Annotated in this window: 20 protein-coding genes and 1 riboswitch; of the genes, 9 read left to right on the top strand and 11 right to left on the bottom strand. The window is 65.4% G+C overall.

What is annotated here, in order from left to right; genetic code table 11:
• Positions 1-41: 41 nt before the first annotated feature.
• Both tenA and CAG34_RS09905 read right to left on the bottom strand, forming a co-directional pair.
• Positions 42-704: a thiaminase II gene (gene tenA, locus CAG34_RS09910; RefSeq protein ID WP_084785179.1), complete on the bottom strand. Its 663-nt coding sequence runs from the start codon at positions 702-704 to the stop codon at positions 42-44.
• On the bottom strand, positions 701-1,348 hold the full coding sequence (locus tag CAG34_RS09905) for a TenA family protein (protein ID WP_085589623.1): 648 nt from the start codon (positions 1,346-1,348) through the stop codon (positions 701-703). Before CAG34_RS09905 ends, tenA begins: the two co-directional genes overlap by 4 nt.
• A 78-nt stretch (positions 1,349-1,426) precedes the next feature.
• A riboswitch (TPP riboswitch) is annotated at positions 1,427-1,541 on the bottom strand.
• 242 nt (positions 1,542-1,783) lie between these two features.
• Here CAG34_RS09905 and CAG34_RS09900 point away from each other — a divergent pair.
• The 4 genes from CAG34_RS09900 to CAG34_RS09885 all read left to right on the top strand — a co-directional run bounded on the left by CAG34_RS09900 (position 1,784) and on the right by CAG34_RS09885 (position 9,888).
• Positions 1,784-5,176: an Ig-like domain-containing protein gene (locus CAG34_RS09900; RefSeq protein WP_085589621.1), complete on the top strand. Its 3,393-nt coding sequence runs from the start codon at positions 1,784-1,786 to the stop codon at positions 5,174-5,176.
• Positions 5,177-5,333: 157 nt separating this feature from the next.
• On the top strand, positions 5,334-6,317 hold the full coding sequence (locus tag CAG34_RS09895; RefSeq protein ID WP_085589619.1) for an SCO family protein: 984 nt from the start codon (positions 5,334-5,336) through the stop codon (positions 6,315-6,317).
• 81 nt (positions 6,318-6,398) lie between these two features.
• Positions 6,399-8,723, top strand: a complete 2,325-nt coding sequence (locus tag CAG34_RS09890; RefSeq protein ID WP_085589617.1) for a bifunctional diguanylate cyclase/phosphodiesterase — start codon at positions 6,399-6,401, stop codon at positions 8,721-8,723.
• Positions 8,724-8,937: 214 nt separating this feature from the next.
• Entirely contained in the window at positions 8,938-9,888 is a 951-nt protein-coding gene (locus tag CAG34_RS09885) for a site-specific integrase (RefSeq protein WP_085589615.1), read from the top strand.
• Here CAG34_RS09885 and CAG34_RS09880 read toward each other — a convergent pair.
• The gene (locus CAG34_RS09880; RefSeq protein ID WP_256573547.1) at positions 9,878-10,795 is read right to left on the bottom strand and encodes an SMP-30/gluconolactonase/LRE family protein; all 918 of its coding nucleotides are present in this window, start codon (positions 10,793-10,795) and stop codon (positions 9,878-9,880) included. The genes CAG34_RS09885 and CAG34_RS09880 overlap by 11 nt on opposite strands.
• Before the next feature lie 205 nt (positions 10,796-11,000).
• Here CAG34_RS09880 and CAG34_RS09875 point away from each other — a divergent pair, with 205 nt between their 5' ends.
• Positions 11,001-11,945 (top strand): LysR substrate-binding domain-containing protein, encoded by a 945-nt coding sequence (locus tag CAG34_RS09875; protein WP_085589611.1) that lies wholly within the window; start codon positions 11,001-11,003, stop codon positions 11,943-11,945.
• 129 nt (positions 11,946-12,074) lie between these two features.
• On the opposite strand, the gene CAG34_RS09870 is transcribed toward CAG34_RS09875, so the two are convergent.
• Together CAG34_RS09870 and CAG34_RS09865 are read right to left on the bottom strand one after the other, a co-directional pair.
• Positions 12,075-13,214 carry a glycerate kinase gene (locus tag CAG34_RS09870; protein ID WP_085589609.1) on the bottom strand — a complete coding sequence of 380 codons (1,140 nt, stop codon included), beginning with the start codon at positions 13,212-13,214 and terminating at the stop codon, positions 12,075-12,077.
• Positions 13,215-13,445: 231 nt separating this feature from the next.
• A complete protein-coding gene (locus CAG34_RS09865) occupies positions 13,446-14,543 on the bottom strand; it encodes a sugar diacid recognition domain-containing protein (protein WP_085589607.1) in 1,098 nt (365 codons plus the stop codon).
• Between the two features lie 163 nt (positions 14,544-14,706).
• Here CAG34_RS09865 and CAG34_RS09860 point away from each other — a divergent pair, with 163 nt between their 5' ends.
• From CAG34_RS09860 to CAG34_RS09845, 4 genes are all read left to right on the top strand, one after another.
• The gene (locus CAG34_RS09860; protein ID WP_085589605.1) at positions 14,707-16,035 is read left to right on the top strand and encodes an MFS transporter; all 1,329 of its coding nucleotides are present in this window, start codon (positions 14,707-14,709) and stop codon (positions 16,033-16,035) included.
• 198 nt (positions 16,036-16,233) lie between these two features.
• On the top strand, positions 16,234-17,754 hold the full coding sequence (locus CAG34_RS09855) for an FAD-dependent oxidoreductase (RefSeq protein WP_085589603.1): 1,521 nt from the start codon (positions 16,234-16,236) through the stop codon (positions 17,752-17,754).
• Between the two features lie 71 nt (positions 17,755-17,825).
• On the top strand, positions 17,826-18,836 hold the full coding sequence (locus CAG34_RS09850; protein WP_075045189.1) for an aldo/keto reductase: 1,011 nt from the start codon (positions 17,826-17,828) through the stop codon (positions 18,834-18,836).
• A 233-nt stretch (positions 18,837-19,069) separates the two neighbouring features.
• The gene (locus CAG34_RS09845; protein ID WP_085589601.1) at positions 19,070-20,167 is read left to right on the top strand and encodes an alkene reductase; all 1,098 of its coding nucleotides are present in this window, start codon (positions 19,070-19,072) and stop codon (positions 20,165-20,167) included.
• A gap of 146 nt (positions 20,168-20,313) precedes the next feature.
• Here the strand turns inward: CAG34_RS09845 and CAG34_RS09840 are convergent, their stop codons facing one another.
• The 6 genes from CAG34_RS09840 to CAG34_RS09815 form a co-directional block, all read right to left on the bottom strand.
• The gene (locus CAG34_RS09840) at positions 20,314-21,294 is read right to left on the bottom strand and encodes an LLM class flavin-dependent oxidoreductase (protein WP_085589598.1); all 981 of its coding nucleotides are present in this window, start codon (positions 21,292-21,294) and stop codon (positions 20,314-20,316) included.
• A 100-nt stretch (positions 21,295-21,394) separates the two neighbouring features.
• On the bottom strand, positions 21,395-22,306 hold the full coding sequence (locus CAG34_RS09835; protein WP_025339048.1) for a LysR family transcriptional regulator: 912 nt from the start codon (positions 22,304-22,306) through the stop codon (positions 21,395-21,397).
• 76 nt (positions 22,307-22,382) lie between these two features.
• A complete protein-coding gene (locus CAG34_RS09830; RefSeq protein WP_085589596.1) occupies positions 22,383-23,075 on the bottom strand; it encodes a TraX family protein in 693 nt (230 codons plus the stop codon).
• A 3-nt stretch (positions 23,076-23,078) separates the two neighbouring features.
• Entirely contained in the window at positions 23,079-24,155 is a 1,077-nt protein-coding gene (locus CAG34_RS09825; protein WP_085589594.1) for a metal-dependent hydrolase, read from the bottom strand.
• 252 nt (positions 24,156-24,407) lie between these two features.
• Positions 24,408-25,658: an OprD family porin gene (locus tag CAG34_RS09820; RefSeq protein WP_085589591.1), complete on the bottom strand. Its 1,251-nt coding sequence runs from the start codon at positions 25,656-25,658 to the stop codon at positions 24,408-24,410.
• A gap of 54 nt (positions 25,659-25,712) precedes the next feature.
• The gene (locus tag CAG34_RS09815) at positions 25,713-26,912 is read right to left on the bottom strand and encodes a benzoate/H(+) symporter BenE family transporter (RefSeq protein ID WP_085589589.1); all 1,200 of its coding nucleotides are present in this window, start codon (positions 26,910-26,912) and stop codon (positions 25,713-25,715) included.
• Between the last annotated feature and the right edge of the window lie 78 nt (positions 26,913-26,990).

Raw genomic sequence — 26,990 nt, 5'->3', positions numbered from 1 at the left:
GGAGCTGGCTTGCCGGCGATAGGGCCGGCGCAGGCAGCAAATCAGGCTCCGTCCAACCCCATCTGCCAGAAGTCCGCCTCCAGGCTGGACGCCTGGCCGAAAATCCCCACCAGTTCAGCAAACCGTTGCTCGGTCATGCTCCGCGCTGCCAGCTCGTCCAGATGCTTGCGCGCCGCGGTGGCGACACCCTGGTAGCCTTCACCGGCATACTCGGCGATCCACTCGCGGTACGGGTGATTGCTCAGATCGCCAATGCGCTCGGACAACGCCCGGCCAATCTCGGCGTAGCCGATCACGCAAGGCGCCAAGGCCACATGCAACTCCAGCAGGTCACCCGCGGCACCGCAGTCCAGCACATAGCGGGTATAGGCAACCGTGGCCTGGTGTTCTGGCGCGGCCTCGATATCAGCCTGGGTCAGGCCCCAGCGTGCGCACAGGCGCAAGTGCAGCTCGGTTTCATCCAGAATCGCCGCCAACCCGGCCTGCGCGGCGCGGATGTCGGCCGGGCGTCGGCTCTTGTAGGCGGCCAGCGCCCAGGCGCGGGCGAACTGGATAAGGAACAGGTAATCCTGTACCAGATAGGTGCGGAAGGCGGCTTCGCTCAGCGTACCCTCGCCCATCTGGCGCACGAATTCGTGGTCGACATAGCTGTTCCACTGCGGCGTGGCGGCAGCCTTGAGGCGGTCGAAGATATCCATGCTCATTTGTCCTCCGGGTAGACGGCATCGAAGAAGGCCAGCTCCAGCGCCACGGTGCGCTGGTAGAAGTCAGCCGCCAGCGCGGCTTCCTGCGGGCCGACGCGGTCGAGTTCGGCTTGCAGGAAGGCAACGAAGTCCTGGAATGCCGGGTTGTCGTGCAGGGTGATCCATTCGGCGTGGACGAAGTTGTCCGGCATCGGCTTTGGCGCCTTCAGCGCCCAGTCCAGGTACAGGCCTTCGGCGACGTTGAGCACCGCCAGCGCGGCCGCATAGGACCGGGTGGCCGCCGCTTCGCGCATGATCGCCTTGAAGCCTGCGGTTGGCACAGTGTCGGCCGGTTCGCTGCGTTGCGCGGGGCTTACCCCCAGGGCCTCGAAGGCGCGCAGGAAGTAGGTGTTCTCGTCACTGGAGATCATCCCGGCAAAGCGCCCGAAGCGCAGGCGCGCCTCGAAGGTGTCGGCGGTGGCGATGGCCGCGCCCAGCAGGGTCAGGAAGCTGTCGAGGAAGCGGTGGTCCTGCACCAGGTAGTCGACCATGATCGGGTCCGGCAGGCTGCCGTCGCACAATTGGGTGACGAAGCGGTGGCCAACGGCCGCCGACCAGGTCGGCTCGCTGCGGCGGCGCAGGGACTGGCTGAAGCGTTCGGTCATGTTGCTGTCCTTGATGGGGGTGACAGCGAGACCGCGATGGTTGGCATGGACGGGCCTCGCAGTGAGGCCGGCAAAAAGGCAGGTTTCAAGTCCCATCCCTTCGCCGGCATGATCCGGATCAGGTTCGAAGGGTCACCGCGCTGCAGCATCCAGCGGTTTCTCAGCCCGATGCCGGGCTCCCCTTGGTGGCGCTCAGGTATACCCCAGGGCGCCGCTGCTGTCACCACCCAATCTGTGGGCAATGGGTGACCCACTAGTGGGGCCCCTCACCCATTTTTGACGCAATGGCATTTAGCGCACATCAGGCGCCACAAGGATTTGTTTAGAAACACATTCCTCGCATTTGGGTTGGCACAGCCGTTGCTCCAGCCCCAGAAACGGGCAAAACGCCACTGATGGCTGAAAGCCATAAGGCCGCGAGCGAGGCATAAGGCAATGAAAACACCTGCCGTGATCCACCCTGCCAGGCATGCATTCCAGCTGTCCACCCTCACCACGCTGATGCTCGGCCTCGGGCTGGTCACGGCTACCGCCGCTCCCCTCGACGACAACAGCATGCCACCGCCGACCGACCCGTCGGCCTACACCGACCAGCCAGCCGACCCGACCCAGGCCTTGCTGGACCTGTTCAACATGCCGCCGGCCAACCAAGGTTCGCTGGAGCTGACCAATGGCGTGTATGGCGACCGCGACACGGTACGCGCCAACAACGTGTTGCCACCGGCCCTGCAAACCGACAACAAATACCCCACCAATGGCAAGCCCAGCCCGCTGTTCGGGGCATTGCCGTTTACCCAGCAGCTACTGCTGTTCGAGGAGTTCGGCACGGAGAAACTCGACCCCACGTTGCCGCAGCCGCCCCTGACCTTCCCGGTGCCCACCCTGGGCGCAGCACCGGCGCAGGACCCCAACGTGGTGGCGCGCAGCGGCCCTAGCGGCACGGCCCTGGAAGCCTTCCTCAAACAGCCGGGCCTGTACCCCTTCCCGACCCAGTATTCCAACGTGCTCGACCGCAACCCGTGGAAGGCGCAGATCGAGATGTTCCTCAACCGCCAGCCGGTCGGCTCCCCGGCGGAAGGCCGGCCACCAGGAAAAGGCTGGTCGCACCAGCGCTGGAACGAGTTCTACCCGCAGGCGGGCTTCAAGACCGCCCAGGCCGGCGCGCGCATCAACCTCGGCCTGCGTGACCGCAAGCAACTGCACAACTATGCAGTTGGCGAGTTCGCCCCGGGCGGCCTGTACTACCAGACCTCTGACATCCCGAACACGCTGGGCACCACCAAGGGCATCGACACCCGCTTCCATCCGAAGATGCCCCTGCAAAACCACAAATCGGTATGGACCTTCGACGGCACCTTCCCACCCAAGTTGCTGATGGTGCGCTATGGCCAGCCGATCCTGATGCGCCATTACAACGCCCTGCCGATCGACCCTGCGGCCAACAACGGCTTTGGCCTGCACACCCTTTCCACTCACGAGCACAACGGCCACTCACCAGCCGAGAGCGACGGCTTCGCCAACGCCTACTTCTTCCCTGGGCAGTACTACGATTACCGCTGGCCGTTGCAACTGGCTGGTTACGACACTATCAACACCCGCGCCCAGGACCCGCGCGCGGCGTTCCCCTGCTCGCCGGGTGAAACCCTGTTCGTCAATGACGCCTCGCCAGGCCTGAAAACCTGCCAGAACGGCAGCATCAAGATCCGTGGTGACTGGCGCGAAACCATGAGCACCCACTGGTTCCACGACCACATGCTGGATTTCACGGCGCAGAACGTCTACAAAGGCAACGCCGTGATGATGAACTACTACAGTGCCCTGGACCGCGGCAACGAGGCCCTGCAGGATGGCGTCAACCTGCGTTTCCCCAGCGGTTCGGGCATGCCGTGGGGCAACCGCGACTACGACGTCAACCTGGTGATCGCCGACAAGGCCTGGGATGCCAACGGCCAGCTGTGGTTCAACCCGTTCAACACCGACGGCTTCCTCGGCGACCAGATACTGGTCAACTGGCAGTACCGGCCCACGCTCAAGGTACGCGCGCGCAGCTACCGCTTCCGTATCCTCAATGGCTCGGTGTCGCGCTACTTCAAGTTCGCCGTGGTGCGTGAAATTGCCGGTACCAGTGGCGAGTTCAAAGGCCCGACCGGCTCCAACCTGTCGTATGCGCGGGTGCCGTTCCACATGATCGCCAACGACGGCAACATCATGGAACACACCGTGCCGTTCGACGGGACGATGGACCTCAACGGTGACGGCAACCTGCAGGACAACAACGGTATCCTGCCGCTGCAAGGCATCGCCGAGCGCTACGACATCATCATCAACTTCGCCAAGAACGGCATCAAGGTCGGCGACAAGCTGTACTTCGTCAACCTTGAGGAACACCAGAGCGGCAAGGGCCCGGAAGGCGCCATCTCGCTGGCCGACGTGCTGTCGGAAAAGTACAAGCCAGTGATCAAGCAGACCAGCAAAGGCCCACGCTGGGAAAACGGCGACCCGGGGATCGGCAAGTTCCTGCAGCTTGTGGTACAGCCCTACAGCGGCCAGGACCTGAGCATGAACCCGGCAGCCTATGAACCGGCCAAACCGGGCAAGGCCGCAGGCATGAAGATGCTGCCGCTGCCGATCGACCGCAACTCTGCCACCGACCAGGCCAAACTCAAGGCTGCCCGCCACCGCGAGTTCATCTTCGGTCGCTCCGACGGCACCGACACCCAGCCCTGGACCATCAAGACCGATGGCGGCTTTGGCTACAGCATGGACCCACGGCGCATCAGCGCGGCGCCACAGCTGGCCCAGCAGTCCACCGATGCCGGCTTCAGCGGCGACGGCACCCTGGAAGTGTGGAAGATCATCAACGGCGGCAATGGCTGGAGCCACCCGGTGCATGTGCACTTCGAGGAAGGTGTGGTGCTCAGCCGCGACGGCAAGGCACCGCCAGAATGGGAAAAATGGGCGCGCAAGGACGTGTATCGCATCGGGCCGGACATCGATTCTTCGGAAGAAGTGGAAGTGGCGATCCGCTTCCGCGAGTTTGCCGGTACCTACATGGAACACTGCCACAACACCCAGCATGAAGACTCGTCGATGCTGCTGCGCTGGGACCTGGAGCACCCAGGCCAGTTCCAGGTGATGCCGACCCCGCTGCCAGGCTGGGATGGCGTGGAGTACGTCGCTTCGGTTGGCCTGCCGACCTTCCGCACCAAAGACCATGACGACGACGACGCGGCCAACAAACCGCCAGTCGCGGCCAACGACAGCGCGGCTACCACGGCCGGCAAGCCGATCACCCTGAACGTGCTGGCCAACGATACCGACCCGGAAGGCAACCTGCCGCTGACCGTCGTCGGCCTCAGCCAGCCGGACTCCGGCCAAGGCAATACCAGCACCGATGGCACCAAGGTGACCTACACCCCGCCGGCCACTGTCACCACGCCGTTCACCGCCAGCTTCAACTACTCGGCGCGTGACGCCAAGGGCGCCGAATCGGTAGCACCGGCCACGGTCAGCATCGCGGTAGGCTCGGCAGCGGTGGTCGACCAGATCCAGGTCACCAGTGCCACGGTACAGGTGCTCAGCAGCAACCGTTTCACCTGGGAAATTGCTGGCACTACCTCGGTGGCCACAGGCAACAGCATCACTGTGACCGCGGCCACTACCGGCGGCCCGGTGAATTTGGGCACCGCCACGATGACCGCCACGGGCAGCGGTGCCAGCTGGCGGTTGGTGGCAACCACCTCCGGCTACGGCCCGGCCACGCCGGCGACGGTGACCGTGAAGTCGGCGCTGGGGCAGAGCGTGACCGCGCCAGTCAGATACAAGTGAGGGTAAAGCGGGGGCCGCCATGCGGCCCATCGCCGGCAAGCCAACTCCCACCTCGACTGCATCGGCTCCAAGCCTTGTGCAGTACCTGTGGGAGCTGGCTTGCCGGCGATAGGGCTGCAGGGCAGCCCCCAATACCGTTATCGACGAGGACCGCATCATGTCCGGCTCATGGCGTTTCCTGCTAGTGCTCTCGCTGTTCGCCGCCAGCATCCCGTTCTGGCCGCTGCAACCGCAGCAACCCGTGGCCGAGGAAGCTGCAACTCCGTGGGGTGCCGACTATTTCCCCAACATCCCGCTGCTCACCCAGGACGGTGAAAAGGTGCATTTCTTCGACGACCTGATCAAGGACAAGGTGGTTGCCATCAACTTCATCTTCACCGGCTGTTCCGATTCCTGCCCGGTGGAAACCGCCCGTCTGCGCCAGGTACAGAAAATCCTCGGTGACCGGGTCGGCAAGGACATCTTCCTCTACTCCATCAGCATCGACCCCTACAACGACACCCCCGCCACCCTCAAGCGCTACGCCGAAAAGTTCGGTATCGGCCCCGGCTGGACGCTGCTCACCGGCGAGCCAGCCGATATCGAACAATTGCGCCGCAGCCTGGGCCTGTACATCGATGGCCTGGAAAACGGCCGCTCAAAAGACCACAACCTCAGCCTGATCATCGGCAACCAGGCCACCGGCCGCTGGATGAAAGCCTCGCCCTTCGAAAGCCCGTACATCCTCGCCGACCGCCTGGGCAACAGCCTGCACAACTGGAAACAGGCCAGCGCCATGGCCAACGACTACGCCCAGGCTCCCGAGGTGCGCGCCCCCAGCAGTGGCGAGCAGCTGTTCCGTACCCGTTGCTCGTCCTGCCACACCCTGGGCAACGCCGAGCCAGGGCAGCCCGGCATCGGCCCCGACCTGCTGGGAGTGACCCGCCAGCGTGATGCCAACTGGCTGACCCGCTGGCTGAAGGAGCCCGACCTGATGCTGGCCCAGAAAGACCCCTTGGCTATGCTGCTGTACGAACAGTACAACCGCGTGGCCATGCCCAACATGCGCCTGGGCGATACCGAAGTCAGCGCGCTGATGAGTTACATGGAGGAAGAAACCGCGCGCCTGCAGACGCCCCTGGCCGATAAGGGTAATCCTTAAAGGCACTTAGCCATCAGTCATTAGGCTGTCATCTTACTGTCGTATTTTTCGACCATCACCCAGGGTCGGGAACTATCAGCAGTGATTCGCCGTTCGCTTTCATCCGCCAGCCTTCTGCGGCTGCTGATCCTGATGCTTTGTGCAGCCACCCTCGCCTTTCTCTGGGGGCTGCACGTTTCGCAGAAGGCCGCCGCCCGCCAGGACGCGCTGTCGGCCAAGGCCGCCGAGCACTTGAACCTGGCCAGTATCGTCGGCGAAAGCCTGCGCCAGCTGGTGGATCGTGCCCAGGCCGTGGGCCGGGTCACCCAGGACGACATGAAGGTGCTGCGCCAGGGCAGCGCCAGCCTGGCGCGGATGCTTGCCGAAGACCCGGTCTTCAAGCGCATGAGCCTGTACGACCGGCAAGGCCGGCTGTTGTCGGCCAGCCATGCCGAAGAAGCCGCCGAACTGCCCGAAGACTGGCTGCGCCAGCTGCAACGGCACGTTGCCCGCTACGGTTTCAAACCGTTCCTGCCCAGCGTGCAGCCCCCCGGCCAACCGGCCACCCTGCCCGACTGGCGGCTGCCCTTCCTGCTGCCTCTGACCAACCTGCCCGGTCGCGAAATCGACAATATCCTGGTGGTGCAGCTGGACATCGGCTACCTGGCGGTGCTGCTACAGCACATCGACCTGGGCAGCAGCGGGCTGGTGCGCCTGTTGCAGGATGACGGCCTGGAGCGGTTGCGCATCGATAGCAGCGGCGTGGTGGTGGCCGGCGACGCCCTGCTGCCCGGGCTGCCGGACAGCGGCAGTGAAGCAGGCATGCTGACCCAGTACGCGGCCGGCGACCCGTACCAGAGCCTGTACCGGCGCGTGCCCGAGCGGGGTTTCAGCGTGGTGGTCAGCCAGCGCCAGGACGAAATCCTTGCGCCTTCGACGCTGGCCTATTCCCGGCAGTTCTGGCTGAACCTGAGCATGACCCTGATGATCCTCGCCAGCCTGCTGTGGACCTTGCGCCTGTTGCGCAAGCGCCAGGAGGCCTTCAGCGCGCTGGAACAGGCGCAGCAGGTCAACCAGCAGTTGATCGGCCGCCTTGAGGACGAACACCGGCGCAGCAGCCATGCCGCGGCCACCGACCACCTCAGCGGCCTGCACAACCGCCGCCAGTTCGTCGAGGTGGCCAGCCAGGCGCTGACCCGGCAACGCGGCAAGCGCCGGCTGATGGCGATCCTGTTCATCGACATGGACCGTTTCAAGTCGATCAACGACTCGCTCGGGCACAAGATCGGCGACCTGCTGCTGCAGGCCGTGGCCGGGCGTATCCAGCGTCTGCTGGAGCCAGGCGACGAGGCTTCGCGCTTTGGTGGCGACGAGTTCGTGGTGCTGTTGGCCGGCGAGCGCAGCGAGGAACAGATCAATGCCTGGGTGCGCGTACTGGTGCAGAAGCTGTCGGCCACCTACGCGCTGGACGGCCAGGAGGTCAACACCAGCCCCAGCGTGGGCGTGAGCATCTGCCCGCGCGATGGCCAGGACATCGACAGCCTGATCCGCAGTGCCGATGCCGCGATGTACTCGGCCAAGCAGGCCGGGCGCGCCCAGTACCGTTTCTTCGACCCGTCGCTGAACCTGGCCGACATCCACGCCTTCACCCTCGAACAGGCCTTCGGCAGCGCCCTGGCCGAGCGCCAGTTCGTGCTGCACTACCAGCCACAGATCCGCCTCGACACCCAGCAGGTGCTGGGCTACGAAGCGCTGGTGCGCTGGGACCACCCCGAGTTCGGCCTGCTGTACCCGGACCGGTTCATTGACCTTGCCGAGCGCAGCGGCTTCATTGTCGAACTGGGCTGGGAGGTGCTGCGCCTGGCCTGCGAGGCCTTGTCGGGTTGGCACGCCCAGGGCCGGGAGACTCGGCTGGCGGTCAATGTATCCGCCCTGCAGCTACGCCAGGCGGACTTCGCTGCACGGCTATTGAGCAAACTGCAGCAGTACGCCATCGCCCCGCAGCAGCTGGAGCTGGAAATCACCGAAACCACCATCCTCGACCCCGAAGGCACGGCGGTGGCGCACCTGCACACCCTGCGCGACGCTGGCCTGGGCATCAGCCTGGACGACTTCGGCCGCGGCTATGCCGGCTTCGCCCACCTGCACTCGCTGCCGCTGAGCAAACTGAAGATCGACCGCTCGCTGATTGCGCCGCTGTCCAACAGCCACGACGACAGCCCGATCGTGTCGTCCACTATCATCCTTGCCAAACGCCTGGGCCTGGAAGTGGTGGCCGAAGGCGTGGAAACCCGCGAACAAGTGGTGTGCCTGAAGCTTGCCGGCTGCGATATCGCCCAGGGCTACCACTTCAGCCGGCCGCTGTCGCCGGCGCAGTTGCGTGACTACCCGCTCTTCAACGGTGTCGAGGACAAGGCCTGCGTGTAACGCAAGCCAGATTGGGGCTGCTTCGCAGCCCATCGCGACACAAGGCCGCTCCCACAGGTACAGCGCTGGACCTGCAGACAGCGCAACCCTGTGGGAGCGGCCTGGTGTCGCGAAAGGGGCGCAAAGCGCCCCCGACAATCCCGCCAGCATCGCAGCCAGGACAGGCAACCCATTTCGGTTTATCGTGTGCCCATCATCCACTCGCACCCGCACCATGACCGACATCGAGCGCTACCTCCGCGCCGCCACCCGTGACAACACCCGGCGCAGCTACCAAGCCGCCATTGAGCATTTCGAAACCCACTGGGGCGGTTTTCTGCCGGCCACGGCCGAGAGCATCGCCCGCTACCTGGCCGAACACGCCGACCAGCATGCCGTCAGCACCCTGCGCCAGCGCCTGGCGGCGCTCAGCCAATGGCACGTCGCCCAAGGTTTCCCCGACCCGACCAAGGCGCCGCTGGTGCGCCAGGTGCTGCGCGGCATCCGCACCTTGCACCCGACACCGCCCAGGCAGGCCGCGCCGCTGTTGCTGCAGCACCTGCAAAGCGCAGTGGAATGTTTCGAAGAAGAAGCCCGCCAGGCCCGGGAACAGCATGACCTGGCCACCCTGCGCCGGGCGCGTCGCGACGCTGCGCTGCTGTTGCTGGGTTTCTGGCGCGGTTTTCGGGGTGATGAACTGGCACGCCTGCGCGTGGAGCACATACAGGCCGAGGCGGGTGTCGGCATCACCCTGTTCCTGCCGCGCAGCAAGGGCGACCGCGAGGCCCTGGGCGTACAACATCGCACCCCGGCCCTCAAGGCCTTGTGCCCGGTCACGGCTTACCTGCAATGGCTGGAAGTCGCCGGCATCGCCCATGGGCCGGTGTTCCGCAAGCTCGACCGCTGGGGCAACCTCGGCGACACCGCGCTCAACAGCAACAGCCTGGTCGGCCTGCTGCGGCGCATGCTGGAACGCGCCGGGGTACCGGCGGCGCTGTATACCGGCCACTCGCTGCGCCGAGGCTTCGCCACCTGGGCCACGGCCAACGGTTGGGAGTTGAAGGCGCTGATGAGCTATGTGGGCTGGAAAGACGCCAAGTCGGCGTTGCGCTACATCGACGCGGCGCAGCGCTTTGGCGAACTGGCCGTGCTACCGGCCAGCCAGGCGCAAAAGCTCATTCCTTGAAGGTGTGCCGGGCGATGCCGCCAATTTCCGGGTTAATGGCATACAGGTCGCCAGCGTCGGGGTAATGGTGCAGGTCTTCGGCACTCATGCCGAAGCGCGCGGTACTGATGAACAAGGTGTTCATCCCCGCCCCGCCGAAGCAGCAACTGGTGGGGCACGGCACTGGCATCAGCACCTGGTCGGTCAGGTGGCCGTTGCTGTCATAGCGCAGCAGGCAACTGCCATGGTACTGGCACACCCACAGGCCGCCTTCGCGGTCCAGCGCAAGGCCGTCCGGGCGCCCCAGTTCGGCAGGGGTTTCGGCAAACAGGGTGACCGCACCAAGCCGGCCTTCGGCCAGGTACCTGGCGCGGTAGATTGAGCGCGCCGCCGAATCGACGAAGTACACCGTGTGGCCGTCCTGCGACCAGGCCAGGCCGGTGGGCAACGCCATGTCGTCGTGGATCACCTGGTCGCTCAACTGCCCGTCAAAGCGGAACAGCGCCCCGGTGTTGCCACTCAGGGCATCGTCCATCAGCCCGGTCACGAAGCGGCCCTGCGGGTCGCAGGCGCCGTCGTTGAAACGGTAGGTCGACCGCGGGTGAACCGACACCGAATGCCGGCGTACCTTGCGCAGCGGCACGTCGAAGATGGCCACGCTGGCATCCTCGGTGAAAATCAGGTTGCCCTGGTCGGTCAACGCCAACGCGCCGATGCGTGCCGCGGATTCGTACAGGCACTCGGCTTCGCCATCGGGCGTCAGGCGGTTGATACGGCCGCCAGAGATATCGACGAAGTACAACGCGCCGCTGCATTCATCCCAGACCAGGCTTTCGCCCAGGTCGGCGCGGGTGTTGGCGACGTTTACTGGCACGTAGCTGCAGGCCTTGAGGCGGGTACGCAGTTCGCCCACCTCCGCCAGCGTCATGGAACAGGCCAGTCCCAGGCCCTGTGCGGCATCGGTGAAGACCGCAACGTTGTCGTGGAAAGGCTCTGTGACGGGCATTTGCTGGCTACCTTCGATTCTCCTTTCTACGATAACAACAAAAAAATCAATGACTTAATATTAAAAGCATGTAACTTTGATATCTCATGGATATCACCGCCGGTTCACCGGGCCGAAGGACCGCAGGATGATCGAAACACGTTTGCTTCGGCAGTTCGTTGCCGTGGCCGAAGAGCTGCACTTCCACAAGGCCGCCGAGCGCCTGCACATGGCGCAACCACCGCTGAGCCAGGCGATCGGTCGCCTCGAGGACAAGCTCGGTTTCAGCCTGTTCCTGCGCAACAAGCGCGGGGTGCGGCTGACTGCTGCGGGCACGGCCTTCCTCGACACCGCCTACCGCACGCTGGCCGAGCTGGAACAGGGCATCGAGTATGCGCGCAATGTGTCCGCCGGCATCTGCGGCAAACTGGACATCACCGCCATTTCCATCGCTTATTACGAGTCGCTGCTCACCACCTTGCGCCGCTTTCGCGAGGCGTACCCGAACGTGCAGCTGACTATCCGCGAGATGCCATCGGCCTCGCAGGCCAAGGCCCTGCTGGCCGGTGAGGCGGATATCGGCTTCATGCGCAGGCTGCCGTTGCCGGCTGGCACCCTCGAGTCACGGCTGCTGCTCGACGAGCAAATCGTCATGGCCCTGCCCGCCCGCCATGCCAAAGCACAGGACGGGGCGGTAGACCTGCGCGAGTTCGCCGATGAGGATTTCGTCTTCACCCCGCAAGCCCTGGGCAGCGGCTACCACGCGCAGTTGACGGCGCTGTGCGAGGCGGCGGGTTTCTACCCCAGGGTGGTGCAGGAAGCGGCACAGGTCCACACCCTGCTCGGCCTGGTGGCCTGTGGATTTGGCGTGGCCCTGGTGCCGGCTTCGTTCATCGGCTCCATACCGCGCGAGCGCGTGCAGTTCCGAGCAATCCTGCCAATCGACGACCAGCCCACCCCGGGCCTGGGCTTGTACATGAAATGGAACGCCCGGAATGCTTCACCGGCGCTGGCCAACTTCATTGCCATGTTCGAGAACCTGGGCGGGGCGGCGTCCCAACTTGCCCGCTCCCAGGAACCGCGCTTTTTCTGAACCTCGCATAAAACCTGTGGGAGCGGGCATGCCCGCGAACACCGGCGAAGCCGGTGCCATGAAACCGCAGTGCCTGTTTCGCGGGCACGCCCGCTCCCACAGGGTTCACCGTCGGTATCTGGATCTCGATCAAGTTCGCGTTGCGCAGCGCCACAGCCGCCCGATATCACAAGCCCGCGCCCGCAGCAGCCCAGCCGCATTGGCACATGCCTGCTCCAGGCTCATCGGTCCGCTGGCCAGGGCAAAGGCAGCATCGACACCATGGGCATACAACTGCTGGTAGCCTTCACCCAAGGTCCCGGCCAGCACCACCACCGGCACCCCGTGGCGCTTGGCAACCCGGGCCACGCCCATCGGCGTCTTGCCACGCAAGGTCTGGGCGTCGAAGCGCCCTTCGCCGGTCACCACCAGGGCTGCGCCCTGCACCAAGGCATCCAGGCCGGCCAGTTCGGCCACCACTTCCACCCCAGGGCGGAACTGCGCGCCCATGAATGCCCGGGCTGCAAACCCCATGCCGCCAGCAGCGCCACAGCCTGGGTAGTCCCGCACATCCTCACCCAGCAGCTGCGCACAATGGTCGGCAAAATGCCCCAGGGCCTGGTCCAGCGCCTGCACCTGCTGTGGGTTGGCGCCCTTCTGCGGGCCGAAGATCGCCGAGGCGCCATTGGCGCCACACAGCGGGTTGTCGACGTCTGCTGCGACTTCGAACTGCACCTCGGCCAGGCGCGGGTCGAGGTCGCTGGCATCGATGCGGGCCAGCTTGGCCAAGGCCAGGCCGCCCTCCTCCAGCGCTTGCCCATCGGCGTCCAGCAGGCGCAGGCCCAGCGCCCGCAACATGCCGCTGCCCGCGTCGTTGGTGGCACTGCCGCCGATGGCCAGCACTACCCGTTGCGCGCCGGCGGCCAGGGCGGCGGCAATCAGCTCGCCGGTGCCCCAGGTGCTGCTGCGGCAGGCATCGCGCTGGCCTGGCGGCACCAACTGCAGGCCACTGGCCTGGGCCATTTCGATGATCGCCGTGCGGCTTTGCGGCAGCCAGCCCCAGCCCGCCTCCACGCTTTGCCCCAGCGGCCCGCGCACGGTCTGACGACGCAGTTCGCCGTGGCTGGCGGCGAGAATCGCATCCATGGTGCCTTCGCCACCGTCGGCCATCGGGCACTCGACCAGTTCAGCCTCCGGCCAGGCCTCGCCCAGGCCCGCCGCGATGGCGCGGGCGACACCGGCAGCGTCGAGGCTGTCCTTGAACGAGTCGGGGGCAATGACGATCTTCATGGGGTTTCTCCTGTCCTGATGAGCGGCATGCTGACAGGTGGCTGCCAAGGAGGCCTCGGTCAAATGCACAAAACGCCGGGCGGGTTGTTTGGGCAGATGCATTTCGCCTGTTTCGCCTGTACTGGCCCTATCGCCGGCAAGCCAGCTCCCACAGGTTCAACACAGGCCTGAGAGCATCATGCATCCTGTGGGAGCTGGCTTGCCGGCGATAGGGCCGGTGCAGGCAGCCCTTCAGTCGGCAGGCAGCAGCTGCAACCCCAGGTACAAGCTAAGCATCCCTTCCATGCGCAGCGGGTCGACCTCGCCCAGCTCGGCAATCCGCTCCAGGCGGTAGCGCAGGCTGTTGCGGTGGATGCCCAGGGCATCGGCACAGGCCTGGCTCTGGCCGTCATGGGCACACCAGGCGCGCAGGGTGGTAAGCAACTGCCCACTGCTGTCCTTGCTGCGAATACGCTGCAACGGCTCCAGCAACTCATCCAGCGCATCATCGTTGCGATGCCGCCACAGCAATGCCGGCAACCGGTAGCGCTGCAGGCTGAGCAGGCGCTCACCGGGCAGTACCTCGCGCCCATAGGCCAACAGGTCGCGCACCCGGCGATAACCCCGGCGCAGTTGCTCCAGGCTTTGCGCGGCACTGCCCAGGGCCAACCGATCCACTTCCCAGCCATGGCGCTGCAGGCGTTCCAGCAGGCGAGGTTCGTCCAGCACCACGCCTGCCGGGCGACACCACAACAACGACTGGCGGGCCGGGCTTACGCACCAACTGTCCGGGTAGCGGCTCATCAACCATGCCGCCAGGGTTTCGGCGGCTGGCCCCGAGGCCAGTTCGAACAGGCACGGTACCCGTGGCAACTGGGGTTTCAGGCCCAGTTGCCGGGCCTCGTCGAGCAACCGCGGAGAATCGCCGCTGCCGCCCAGCAGCAGGGCCAGCAAATCGTCACAGCGCTGCCGTCGCCATTGCTGGTCGGCCTGCAAATGGCGCTGGGCCAGCAGCATTTCGGCGGTCATGCGCACCAGTTCACCATAGGTACGCACTTGCTGCGGGTCACCGGTCAGGCCGAGTACGCCCATCAATCGGCCATCCAGCATCAGCGGCAGGTTCACCCCGGGCTGCACGCCCTTCAGGCATTTGGCCGCGTCGGTATCCAGCTCGACGATGCGGCCGTTGGCCAGCACCAGTTGCGCGCCCTCGTGGCGGGTGTTGATACGCTCCGGTTCGCCACTGCCAAGGATCAACCCCTGGCTGTCCATGACATTGACGTTGCATGGCAGAATGGCCATCGCGCGGTCAACGATATCCTGCGCCAGGTCATGGTCGAGTTCGAACATTGAACGGTCCTTTGGGTGTCAGGTTTTTGGGCTCGGGCACAGCAGCCCGGTGCAAGTGCTGTGCAAAAGCACAAAGACAGGCACGCCGCAGTCCCCGAGACTCGTCAGGGCGAGCGCCGGAACAGGCGACGCGGCGACAACCATAACAACAGAGAACCCGATCATGGCATACAGCCCCGCCCCTGACCAAGGCACGGACACCAACCGCAACGCGCTGTACCGGCGCATCACCCTGCGGCTGATTCCGTTCATTTTCATCTGCTACCTGTTCAACTACCTGGACCGCGTCAACGTCGGCTTTGCCAAGCTGCAGATGCTCGACGCCCTGAAGTTCAGCGAAACGGTGTACGGCCTTGGCGCCGGCATCTTCTTCATCGGCTATGTGCTCTGCGGCCTGCCGAGCAACCTGGCACTCAACCGCTTCGGCCCGCGGCGCTGGATCGCGCTGATGATGATCGCCTGGGGCAGCCTCTCCACCTGCCTGCTGTTCGTCACAACACCCACCGAGTTCTATGCCTTGCGCCTGCTGACCGGCGCCGCCGAAGCCGGCTTCTTCCCGGGCGTGGTGCTGTACCTTTCGCGCTGGTTCCCGGCGGCACGCCGCGGTCGCATCATGGCCCTGTTCATGTCGGCGATCCCGGTTTCGGGCCTGCTCGGCGGGCCGTTCTCCGGCTGGATCCTCCAACACTTCGCCGCCGGCCAGCATGGCCTGGCCGGCTGGCAATGGATGTTCCTGATCCAGGGCCTGCCGACCGTTGCCCTGGGTGTACTGGCGGTGTTCCTGCTCAGTGACGGCTACCAGAAAGCCGCCTGGCTGAGCCCGGCCGAACGTCAGCTGATCGCCACCGACCTGGACGCCGATGCCGCCAGCAAGCCGAGCACCACCGGCGACGGCGTGCTCGCCGTGCTGACCAACCCGCTGATCTGGACCTTCGGCTTTGTCTACTTCTGCATCCAGAGCGGTGTGTACGCGATCAACTTCTGGCTGCCGTCGATCATCAAGAACATGGGCTTCGACAACCCGCTGCTGATCGGCTGGCTCAGCGCCATCCCGTACCTGCTGGCCGGCGTGTTCATGATCCTCTGCGGGCGTTCGGCCGACCTGCGCAACGAGCGCCGCTGGCATCTTGTGGTGCCGATGCTGATGGGCGCCATCGGCCTGCTGATTGCGGTGAACTTCGCCGGCAACCCGGCCATCGCCATCCTTGGCCTGTCGATCGCGACCATGGGCGCGCTCACCGGCCTGCCGATGTTCTGGCCGATGCCCACCGCGCTGCTCAGCGCCGGCGCGGCTGTCGCGGGCCTGGCGATCATCAACTCGGTGGGCCAGATGGCCGGTTTCCTCAGCCCGTACCTGGTCGGTTTCATCAAGGACCAGACCGGCTCGACCGATGCCGCGCTGTATTCGCTGGCGGCGTTGATCGTGTTTGGTAGCCTGGTGGCCTTGCGGGTTACCCGGGCTGGTGCGCTGAGTACTGCAAGGGCCAGTTGAACCCATTCGCGGGCTCGCCCGCTCCCACAGGATCACCACAAGCTCGAACACTGTGGTATCCCTGTGGGAGCGGGCAAGCCCGCGAAGAGGCCAGCCCAGGCCACATAAAATCCACACCCTCCACCGATCGTCAGCTCAACGCATCCCCTCCCCAGCCCAGGCGTCAAATGGTTCCAAAGGTCCCTTTGGAGAACCCCCATGACCCAGCACACCGTGGCCCGCCTGGCACAACTCGACGAACACCGCCCCCTGCGCGTCCAGGCCGGCAACGAGGAGATCATCCTCATCCGCCAGGGCGACCAGGTGCACGCCTACCAGGGCAACTGCCCCCACGAAGGCGCGCCACTCAATGAAGGCGTGGTGTGCGGCGGCCTGCTGGTGTGCCCCTGGCACAAGGCCGCGTTCGCCGTGGACGAGGGTGCGGTCTGCGAGCCGCCGGCCCTGGCCGACCTGCGCCGCTACAAAACCTGGGTCAAGGGCGACGAGGTCTGGGTCGACGACCAACCCCTGCCCAGAACCGAGCCGCCCCGCCACAGCGACGCCCGCTGTTTCGTGGTGGTCGGCGCCGGCGCCGCGGGCAGCGCCGCAGTCGCCACCCTGCTGGCCCATGGCTTTGCCGGCCGCCTGGTCTGGGTCGATCAGGAGCGCCAGCCAGCCTATGATCGTACTTCCCTCAGCAAATTCGTGATCGCCGGGCAGATGCCGCCCGATGAGGTGCCGACCCTGCTCGACGCCGAAGCCCTGCGCAAGGGCCAGCTGGAGCGCAAGCATGGCAAGGTGCGCAACCTGAACACCCAGAAACGCCAGATCACCCTGGCCGACGGCCAGCAGATCGACTATGACGCCTGCCTGCTGGCCACCGGCGGCAAGGCGCTGCGGCCCGATATCCCGGGCGTCGACCTGCCCGGGGTATTTACCCTGCGCTCACGGGAAGATGCCGCACACCTGCTGGACGCTGCCGAGCCCGGCCAGCCGGCAGTGATCGTCGGCGACGGTTTCATCGGCCTTGAGGCCGCCTCGGCCTTGCGCAAGTACGGTGTGCAGGTGCACCTGGTCACCCGCCATGAGGTCCCCCTGGCCCGGCAGCTGGGCGAGCGCATCGGCCGTAGCATCCGCGAATTGCACGAACGCAAGGGGGTCACCTTCCACGGCCCCACCGAGGTCGAGCGGATCGAGGGCCAGGGCAAGGTCGAGGCCGTGCTGCTGGCCAACGGTGAACGGCTACTGACGCCATTGGTGCTGCTGGGCACCGGCGTCAGACCGGCGACCGCTTTCATCCAGGGGGTACTGCTGACCGAAGACAAGTCGGTGCAGGTCGACGCTGAAATGCGTGCTGCAGATAGCCTGTGGGCCGCGGGGGATATCGCCACCTTCCCGCTCAGCGGGCGCCCGGTGCGTATCGAACACTGGCGCCTGGCCCAGCAACATGGGGTGATCGCCGCCGCCAACATGCTTGGCGAGCAGCGCCGCTATGCCGACGTGCCGTTCTTCTGGACCTACCAGCACGGCCGCACCTACGAAGTACTGGGCCACGCCCGGGACTGGAACCGCATCGAGTTCGTCGGCGAGCCGGAAAAAGGCGACTTCATCGCCTTGCAATGCGTGGATGAGCGGGTCGAGGCGGTCATCGCCAAGGGCTATTCCGATGCCATGGCGACGCTGTCGCAACGCTTGAAGCGGCCGTTGAGCCTGCAGGAGGCCTTGGCGCTGATCGGTTGAGGCTGCCTTTCATTGCGCCCCGGTTGTGTGTAAAACAGGAAGATCAGCCTACTGCACAAGGACCCAAGCGCATGATCTACCGCCCCCTCGGCCACAGTGGCCTGCAGGTTTCCGCCCTTACCCTGGGCAGCATGATGTTCGGCGAGCAGACCAGCACCGAGGACGCCCTGCGCATCATCGACAAGGCCTGGGACCAGGGCATCAACTTCATCGACACCGCAGACGTGTACAACGCCGGGCGCGCGGAGGAAATCGTCGGCGAAGCGGTGGCCCGCCATCGCCAGGACTGGATCGTGGCCAGCAAGGTGGGCTTCGGCCCGGCCGATGGCCTGCCCAACCGCAGCGGGCTGTCGCGCAAGCACATCTTCAATGCCCTGGAGGCCACGCTGACGCGCATGGACATGGACTACCTGGACATCTACTACCTGCACCGCGAAGACCACAAGGTGCCGCTGGAAGAAACCGTACAGGCCATCGGCGACTTGCTGCGCCAGGGCAAGATCCGCTACTGGGGCGTGTCCAACTTCCGCGGCTGGCGCATCGCCGAGGCCTGCCACATTGCCGAACGCCTGGGCGTGCCCAGGCCAGTGGTGAGCCAGCCGCTGTACAACATCGTCAACCGCCAGGCCGAGCCGGAACAGCTTACCGCTGCGGCAGCCCATGGCCTGGGCGTGGTGCCGTTCAGCCCGCTCGCGCGGGGCGTGCTCAGCGGCAAGTATGCGCCGGGGGCGGTGCCGGATGCCGGCAGCCGTGCCGGGCGCCAGGACAAGCGCATCATGGAGGTTGAATGGCGCCAGGAGTCGCTGGCCATTGCCCGGCAGATCCAGGCCTATGTGGAGGCCAAGGGCGTGGGTATCGTCGAGTTCGCGATTGCCTGGGTGCTGAACAATCGGCTGGTCAGTTCGGCGATTGTCGGGCCGCGGACGGAAGAACAGTGGGATACCTATGGCGGCGCGCTGGCGGTGAAGATTACCGCGGAGGATGAAGCGTTCATTGATTCGCTGGTCACGCCGGGGCATGCGTCGACACCGGGGTTCAATGATGTGGCGCATTATGTGAGTGGGCGGTTGGCCCGCAGCTGATCGTTCTCCTGTTCTGGCCTCTTCGCGGGCACGCCCGCTCCCACAGGATCACCACAGCCTGGGGAATTGTGGGGTCCCTGTGGGAGCGGGCGTGCCCGCGAAGAGGCCGGAGCAGGCGGTGCAGAAGCATCAGGAACAGCCATTGGGGAGCCCAATGCCGGGCTCCCGGTCCCCCCTTTCCCCAATCACCCCGGTATCGTGCGCACCATTGGTTTTCCACCTCTGGAGCAGCAATGAAACTCTTGCAACCCCTGAAAGTCGGCCCGCTCACCCTGCCCAACCGCGTGTTCATGGCCCCCCTCACCCGCCTGCGCAGCCTCGAGCCGGGTGACGTACCTACCTCGCTGATGGCCGAGTACTACCGCCAACGCGCCAGCGCCGGGCTGATCATCACCGAAGCCACGCAGATTTCCTTCCAGGCCAAGGGCTATTCCGGCTCGCCGGGCATCCACAGCGCCGAGCAGATCGCCGCCTGGAGGCGTGTCAACGAAGGCATCCACGCCGATGGCGGCCATAGCGCCGTGCAGGTGTGGCACACCGGGCGGGTATCGCACACTTCCTTGCAACCCGGCGGCGAAGCACCGGTGGCACCTTCGGCGCTGCCGGCCGCTGCCCGCACTACCCTGCGTGACGAGCACGGCAACCTGATGCGCGTGGAAACCTCTACGCCGCGTGCGCTGAGCGAGGCGGAAATCGCCGGCATCGTTGCCGACTTCGGCCAGGCGGCGGCCAATGCCTGTGAAGCCGGGTTCGACTTCATCGAGCTGCACGCCGCCCACGGCTACCTGCTGCACCAGTTCCTCACCCCCAGCGCCAACCAACGCGAAGACCGCTACGGCGGCAGCGTCGAGAACCGTGCGCGTATCGTGCTTGAAGCAGTGGACGCGGCGATTGCCAACTGGAGCGCCGAGCGCGTGGGCATCCGTGTGTTCCCGCTGGGTGGTTTCAATGGCGTGGACAATGGCGAGGACCAGGAAGCCGCAGGCCTGTACCTGATCCGCGAACTGGCCAAGCGCAACCTTGCCTACCTGCACCTGTCCGAACCGGACTGGGCCGGCGGCAAGCCGCTGCGTGACGAATTCCGCCAGGCGATTCGTGCGGCCTACCCGGGGGTGATCATTGCTGCCGGTGCCTACACCGCCGAGAAAGGTGAAGACCTGATCGGGCGTGGCTTGATCGATGCCGTAGCGTTCGGGCGCAGCTTCATTGCCAACCCGGACCTGGTAGAGCGGCAGCGGGTGCAGGCGCCGTTGAATGCGCACCGGGCGCAGTTCGATTATGCCAATGGGGCTGAGGGGTATACGGATTATCCGTTCCTCAAGCAGGCTTGATGCTGAAAGAGGGAGCTCATGGGCTCCCTTTTTTGTTGCCTGTGCCGGCCTCTTCGCGGGTGAACCCGCTCCCACAAGGATCCCACAAAGTTCAAGTCTGTGGTGATCCTGTGGGAGCGGGTTCACCCGCGAAGAGGCCGGTAGCTTTAACCCAGCTGCGCCAAGGCCTGCGCGGCATAGGCATGCGAACGCTGCCGCGCCAGCGGGTCGTGGATGCGGCAGTCGATCATCAGTTCATCCGCGCCGGTCTGCTCGATCAGCGTGCGCAACCCTTCCCTTACCCGCTCCGGCCCGCCGGCCACGGTGCAGGCCATCACCTGCTCAAGTACCGCGCGCTCATGGCCCGGCAGGCTCTCGACATAACCCTCCTGCGGCTTGGGCAGCAGGCCGAAGCGCCCGACATGCAGGTCCAGCATCCACTTGCGATGGGAGCTGGCCAGGTAATCCGCCTCGGCGTCGCTGTCGGCGGCGAACAGGTTCATGCCCACCATCACATACGGCTTGGCCAATTGTGCCGAAGGCTGGAAGTTGGCCCGGTAGTGGGCAATGGCCTGCAGCAGGTAGCGCGGGGCAAAGTGCGAGGCGAAGGCATAGGGCAGGCCCAGTTTCGCTGCCAGGTCGGCGCCGAACAGGCTGGAGCCGAGGATCCACACTGGGATGTCATGCTTGCCCGGCACACCGCGCACGCGGCGCTGGCCGTTGTCGGCCAGGTAGTCGCGCAGCTCGGCGATGTCCTGGCTGAAGTCGCGCTCTGGCGCAGCACCACGCAAGGCGCGCACGGTCGGCCCGGAGCTGCCTGGCGCACGGCCGAGGCCCAGGTCGATGCGGCCAGGGTGGAGGGTGTCGAGCGTGCCGAACTGCTCGGCCACCACCAGCGGCGCGTGGTTGGGCAGCATGATGCCACCGGCGCCGACGCGTATATGCCGGGTGGCGTTGGCGATTTCGTTGATGACCAGTGACGTGGCGGCCGAGCCGATGCCCGGCATGTCGTGGTGCTCGGCGATCCAGTAGCGGCTGTAGTGCTGTTGCTCGACATGGCGCGCCAGTTGGCGGGACTCTTCGATCGCGTCGGCGAAGGTCTTGCCTTCGCCGATCATGACCAGGTCCAGTACGGACAGTGCAGTCATGGGGTCTCCACAGGGATTATCAGTGACTGCCAGTTTCCCTGCTGCGCAGCCAGTGATAAACCCGGCTTCAGGCCCGGCATAGGGGCCTGCCATTCCCCAATCAGTATTCCCAGGGCACGCCCGGTTCCCAGCTGGCTACCAGCAGGTCGATGAAGCCGCGTACCCGTGGCGACAGGTGGCGCTTGCTTGGGTAGACGATGCGAATCGGGTCCGCTGGCGGCCGATAGGCTTGCAGCACCTCCACCAGGGTGCCGGCGCGCAGGTCGTCGCCGGTAATGTAGGTGGGCAGGTGAATCAGCCCGAAACCCGCCCGCGCGCCGTCTAGCATCGCCTCGGAGCTGTCGATGTTCAGCCGCCCGGGGTCTTCGCACAGGTGCAGCCCCGCTTCGGTATGGAAGCGCCACGGCATGGCCTTTTCGCCAGCCAGGAAGGCGATCTTGTCGTGGCCGTAGAGGTCGCTGGGCACCTGCGGTACGCCGCGTGCGTCCAGGTATGCGGGTGAGGCGCAGGTGACGAACTGCTGCCAGGCCACCGTGCGCGTCAACAGTTGCGAGTCTTCCTTCGGTGCGCCGATACGCACCGCAACGTCGATACCCTCCTCGACCAGGTCGACGAAACGGTCGGTGAAGCGGATATCCGCGCGCAGCTCGGGCCACTGCTTCAGGTAGCGGTCGAGAATCGGCAGCACATGGCGCTGGCCGAACGACAGGGGTGCTGTCAGGCGCAGGGTGCCGGTGGGCTTGCCACGGCGCTGGGCCATGGTGCTTTCCACCTCGTCCAGGTCATCCAGAATCTGCCGCCAGCGCTCGTAGGCCACCAGGCCCTCGTCGGTCAGGCTCAGCTTGCGCGTGGTGCGGTTGAGCAGGCGCACGGCCATGCGCGCCTCCAGGCGAGCGATGCTCTTGCCCACCGCCGAACGCGTCAGGCCCAAGGTGGCGGCGGCGGCGGTAAAACTGCCGGCCTTCGCGGCGCTGACGAAGGCGGCGATGTCGCCGAAGCGGTTGGGTTCCATGGGGGTTCCTGAGTCTGGTGCGGCCGGTTTAGATGGGTATGGATTTGTGAAATGCAAGCAGGACCGTCGAGAGCGATCAAGCGAAAACCTTGATCGCCAATAAATGCACCGGATAGAACAGGTAGCCCCAACGCCCCACTGCTGGCACCCGCCAATCATCATGACGCAGCAACAGCAACCCGACCGGAATCGCCAAGGCTGCAGCAATCAGCGTCAGCACGGTAATGGGCGCCAACAGATGTTCCCGCAACCAACTGTTGGTCAGGTTCCCACCCATGGCCAACAGGCAAGTCAACACCCAGGCCGCCCCTCCCTTGCGGCGGGCCATCAACCAGGCGCCCGGTAGCATCACCCCCGGCAGCCCGTACATCAGCTGTTCGCTGAACAACCACCCTGCAAGCAGACCGGCAACGCCAAGCACGCGCGCCGACCTCGACGGATGATGCACGCCCCAGGCAACCAGCAAGCCCAACACCAGGGTCGGCATCACGCTGAACGTTGGCGAACCACTTTCCAGCCAACGGTATACAGGCTCCGACAGCACCGCGAACACCAGCATCAACCCCAGATAACGCAGGTTGCCGCGGGTATACAGCGCCCCGCCCCTGGCACGCCCCACATTCACTGCAATGGCCAGGCAGAACAGCGGAAACGCCAACCGGCCCAGTACGAACAGGCCATCGGCAGCAGGCCACAGGAAACGCAGGTGGTCGGCAACCATGGTCAGCATCGCCGTCCACTTGACCAGGTCCAGCCCGGCTGATCGCATGCCTCAGCGCCCGGACTCGACTGTGGCGGGCCCCAGGTAGCGGTCGGTCCAGGCAGCCAGCGGCAAAGGTGGCTGCTGCTCGACGATCCGTCGCCAGATCAGCATCAGGTCGTCGCCGTTGAACGCCGCCCCTGGTCCAGCGCCCTTCCACATCGACGGCACATCGGCAATCCAGTGCCCCTGGCTGTCACGGTGGGCCATGTTGAAGCGGAACGTGTAGTTCCCCGGAATGCCCATGCGCAGGTCGCTGACTACCAGCGCATCGCCGACCTGGTCGTAGCGCAGCCAGTCATCGGTGAACCAACGCAAGCGCTGGTGCAAAGGGTGCCCGGCCAGCGCTTGCGCCAGTTGCAGATTACGCGGCAAACGCTGCATTTCTGGCGCTTGCTGGTCGAACCCGCTGCTGATGCCTTCGTAGTAATCGCCATCCGGGGTCTTGGCCAGCACCCGCCAGACGAGGCTGTTGAAGGCTATCGGCACGGCACGTACCTGGCTGACGGCGATACCCTGGCGATCGAGGGCAGCCTGGAAACGCTGCTCGGCCGCCATGCGTCCGGCCAGGCCGAAACCCAGGTAGGCTGCGCTGAATACCAGGGCCAAGGTGAGTAGCTGCGTAGCCTTGCGCGTCAGCCCTTTGATGATTGCGTAGATCACCGCGGCCAGCAGCGGCACGGTGTAGACCGGGTCGATGATGAACACCGCTGCCCAGCTTTCCGGGGTGGCCTGCAAGGGCCAGAACAACTGCGTGCCGTAGACCGTGAAGGCGTCGAGCAACGGGTGGGTGACCAGCACCAGCCAGAACGCCAGGAACAGCCTGGGCAAGGTATAGCCTTTGCCTGGCCAGCACTTGTTGACCAGCCAGGCCAGCAGCAAGGCCAGCCCGGTGAGCACGAACAGGGAATGAGAAAAGCCGCGGTGGTAGGTCATCTGCGACACCGGGTCGGCGTAGCGGATGATCACGTCCAGGTCGGGAAGCGTGCCCAGCGCCGCGCCATACAGCAGCGAGCGGCGGCCCTGGATGCGGCCGAGTACGGTACCTTGCAGGGCCGCGCCGAGTACGGCCTGGGTGATGGAGTCCAAGGGTGGCATTCCTGAAAGGGAGGTTTCCGGAAGCTAACTTCATCCGGGCCCAATGCGCAATTCTTCTTGAAGGTGCATCTGTAACGGGCTACCTGCACTGGCCTCATCGCCGGCAAGCCAGCTCCCACCCCGACCGCGTTGACCTCAAGGTATGCGCTATCCCTGTGGGAGCTGGCTTGCCGGCGATGAGGTCAGTGCAGGCAACATAAGACAGCTGCTCCCACCGGGTTTGCACATGCCTCTATGGATGATTCAGAACAACTGCCAGGTGTACACCAGCGTCAAGCGGTTCTCGTCGATGTCGCTGCGGTAGTTGGACCGGGCCATGGCATTGCGCACCCGGATCCCCAGACCCTTCAGCACCCCGCCCTGCACGGCGTAACCGATGTCCAGGTCGCGCTCGCGGTCGCGCCCTTCATAACCCAGCCCGGTGTCGACATTGTTACCGGTGATGTAGCGCACGGTCGCCGTCAGCCCCGGCACACCCATGGCCGCGAAGTTGTAGTCGTAGCGCACCTGGTACGAGCGTTCGTCGGTGTAGGCGAACTCATAGGTCGGTACTTCGTTACCCAGCGGCGAGATGTTGGCGAACACCCGTGGGAAAGGGCTGTCGCCATAGATGCCCTGGTAGCCGGCATGGAAGCTGTGCCCGCCATGCCGGGCAGTGAACATCGAAAAGAACGCCTGGTTGTCGATGTTGCCGAGCAACGCATCGCCATCCTCGCGCGCAGTGAAATACCCCAGGTTCGCGCTGAGCACCCAGTTGCCTACGGGCTTGCTGTGCTTGAGGCCGACAAAGCCCTGTTCATAGATGTCCTCCAGCTGCCCGTACCACAGGCTGACGCTGCTCTGGTTGGCATTGAACGCATAGTCCCCGCCCAGGTAGTTGAAGGCATCGCTTTCTGCCTGGCGCATCGGCACATGGCCGAGCATGGCGTTCATCTTGCCGTCGCCGCCTTCGTTGCGCAGGTGGGTGCTTTTCAGGTGCCCGGCCTGCACGGTCAGCCCGTCGATTTCCGCCGAGCTCAGGCTTGCGCCCTGGTAGGTCGGCGGCAACAGGCGGATGTCGCTGAAGGTCAGCACCGGCAGGTTGGGTTGCAGTTCGCCGACGCGCAATTCGGTCCTGGACAACCGGGCCTTGAAGGTGGGCGCCAGGCGGCTGTATTCGTCGGCGGCGCGGCCATCGCTGTGCACCGGCAGCAACCCGGTGTTGGTGCGGTCGGGGCTGCTGTCGAGCTTGATGCCCAGCAGGCCCAGGGCGTCAACGCCAAAGCCGACCGTGCCCGGTGTGTAGCCCGACTTGAAGTCGAGGATGAAGCCCTGGGCCCACTCCTCGGCCTTGGATTGCCGGTTGGTCCCGACGATGTCGGAGAAGTCGCGGCTGAAGTAGTAGTTACGGGCACTCAGGGTGGCCTTCGAATCTTCGAAGAAGCCGCCTTCGGCGGCCAGCAACGGTTGGCTGAGCAAAGTCAGGCCCAGGGCGACGCAAGGGGTGTGGTTCATTCCGAAGCTCTCTTGATCTTGTTTTTATGGGTAAAGCGTTGGAAGCACGGCGGTTCATGGGGTACGGCGCAGCACCTCCCGGGCACGTGGCTGGCGCAGCCTGAGCAAACCATGGCTCAGCAGGCCGAACAGCAGGCCCCAGAACGCTGCCGACAGACCCAGGAAGGCCACCCCCGAAGCGGTGACCAGAAAAGTGAACAGCCCGGCATCGCGCTCGGTTGGTTCCGCCAGGCTGCGGGCCAGGGCTTCGCTGATGGCGCCATACAGGGCCAGCCCGGCCAGGGCGGCGATCAGGGCGGCGGGGAATGCTGCGAACAGCGACATCAGCGTGGCCCCGGCGATCCCCAGCAGCAGGTACAGCGCACTGCCAGCCACCGCCGCGACATAGCGCCGCCGTGGGTTTTCATGGGCTTCATGGCCAGTGCACAGGCTGGCGGTGACCGCCGCCAGATTCAGCCCGTGGCAACCGAACGGCGCCAGCGCGGCACCGGCCAGGGCGCTGGCACTGATGATCGGGCTGGCCGGCGTGGGGTAGCCGGCGTTGCGCAGCACCGCCATGCCCGGCATGAACTGCCCGGTCAGGGCCACCAGCACCAGTGGCATTGCCAGGCTGAATACCGCTGCCAGGCTGAACTGCGGGGTGACCCACTGCGGCGACGCCAGCTCCAGCACCAACGCCTCGCTACGAAACGCCCCGCTGGCCACGGTCACCACCGTGCCCACGCACAGCACCGCCGCCACGGCGTAGCGCGGCTGCAGCCGGCGCATCAGCACGTAGGTGACGAACATTGCCAGTACCAGCAGCGGTTGCACCGGCAAGGCGCGGAACACCTCGATGCCGAAGCTGAACAGGATGCCGGCCTGCATGCCGGCGGCGATGGAGCCCGGCAGGCGCGCGATGATGCGGTCGAAGGCCCCGCTGATGCCGATCAGCAGCAGGACCAGGTTGGCAACCAGATAGGCGCCAACGGCCTGTTCCAGGCCCAGTTGCGGCAAGGCGGTGACCAGCAGCGCCGAGCCAGGGATCGACCAGGCGATCACCACCGGCACCCGATACCGCAGGCTGAGCAGCGCGCCGAGCACGGCGCTGCCCATGGACACTGCCCAGACCCAGGAGGACAGTTGCCGATGGGACAGGCCGGCGGCTTCTGCGGCGTGGAAGATGATTACCAGGGGGCCTGCGTAGGAGATCATCGTGGCGATGCAGCCGGCGACGATGGCGGACAGTGAACTGTCCTTGATCAGGGTTTTCATGGCACCTCTCGCATCGGTGATGTATGGCAAGGGCTGCGCCCTTGATCGCCGGCAAGCCAGCTCCCACAGGGATCACAC

Origin of the sequence: Pseudomonas sp. B14(2017), assembly GCF_002113255.1 — a bacterium.
In the GTDB taxonomy this organism is placed as follows: domain Bacteria; phylum Pseudomonadota; class Gammaproteobacteria; order Pseudomonadales; family Pseudomonadaceae; genus Aquipseudomonas; species Aquipseudomonas putida_Z.
Note: the sequence above shows the minus strand (reverse complement) of the source record. Positions and strands in the feature narration are given on the sequence as shown.

Excerpts from the sequence above, each read along its gene's own strand:
- CAG34_RS09850 (WP_075045189.1), top strand. The coding sequence starts at position 17,826 with ATGATCTACCGCCCCCTCGGCCACAGTGGCCTGCAGGTTTCCGCCCTT.
- CAG34_RS09900 (WP_085589621.1), top strand. The coding sequence starts at position 1,784 with ATGAAAACACCTGCCGTGATCCACCCTGCCAGGCATGCATTCCAGCTG.
- tenA (WP_084785179.1), bottom strand. The coding sequence starts at position 704 with ATGAGCATGGATATCTTCGACCGCCTCAAGGCTGCCGCCACGCCGCAG.
- CAG34_RS09885 (WP_085589615.1), top strand. The coding sequence starts at position 8,938 with ATGACCGACATCGAGCGCTACCTCCGCGCCGCCACCCGTGACAACACC.
- CAG34_RS09870 (WP_085589609.1), bottom strand. The coding sequence starts at position 13,214 with ATGAAGATCGTCATTGCCCCCGACTCGTTCAAGGACAGCCTCGACGCT.
- CAG34_RS09905 (WP_085589623.1), bottom strand. The coding sequence starts at position 1,348 with ATGACCGAACGCTTCAGCCAGTCCCTGCGCCGCCGCAGCGAGCCGACC.
- CAG34_RS09815 (WP_085589589.1), bottom strand. The coding sequence starts at position 26,912 with ATGAAAACCCTGATCAAGGACAGTTCACTGTCCGCCATCGTCGCCGGC.
- CAG34_RS09860 (WP_085589605.1), top strand. The coding sequence starts at position 14,707 with ATGGCATACAGCCCCGCCCCTGACCAAGGCACGGACACCAACCGCAAC.
- CAG34_RS09880 (WP_256573547.1), bottom strand. The coding sequence starts at position 10,795 with ATGACGCTGGCGGAGGTGGGCGAACTGCGTACCCGCCTCAAGGCCTGC.
- CAG34_RS09895 (WP_085589619.1), top strand. The coding sequence starts at position 5,334 with ATGTCCGGCTCATGGCGTTTCCTGCTAGTGCTCTCGCTGTTCGCCGCC.
- CAG34_RS09865 (WP_085589607.1), bottom strand. The coding sequence starts at position 14,543 with ATGTTCGAACTCGACCATGACCTGGCGCAGGATATCGTTGACCGCGCG.
- CAG34_RS09840 (WP_085589598.1), bottom strand. The coding sequence starts at position 21,294 with ATGACTGCACTGTCCGTACTGGACCTGGTCATGATCGGCGAAGGCAAG.
- CAG34_RS09830 (WP_085589596.1), bottom strand. The coding sequence starts at position 23,075 with ATGCGATCAGCCGGGCTGGACCTGGTCAAGTGGACGGCGATGCTGACC.
- CAG34_RS09875 (WP_085589611.1), top strand. The coding sequence starts at position 11,001 with ATGATCGAAACACGTTTGCTTCGGCAGTTCGTTGCCGTGGCCGAAGAG.
- CAG34_RS09845 (WP_085589601.1), top strand. The coding sequence starts at position 19,070 with ATGAAACTCTTGCAACCCCTGAAAGTCGGCCCGCTCACCCTGCCCAAC.
- CAG34_RS09855 (WP_085589603.1), top strand. The coding sequence starts at position 16,234 with ATGACCCAGCACACCGTGGCCCGCCTGGCACAACTCGACGAACACCGC.
- CAG34_RS09820 (WP_085589591.1), bottom strand. The coding sequence starts at position 25,658 with ATGAACCACACCCCTTGCGTCGCCCTGGGCCTGACTTTGCTCAGCCAA.
- CAG34_RS09835 (WP_025339048.1), bottom strand. The coding sequence starts at position 22,306 with ATGGAACCCAACCGCTTCGGCGACATCGCCGCCTTCGTCAGCGCCGCG.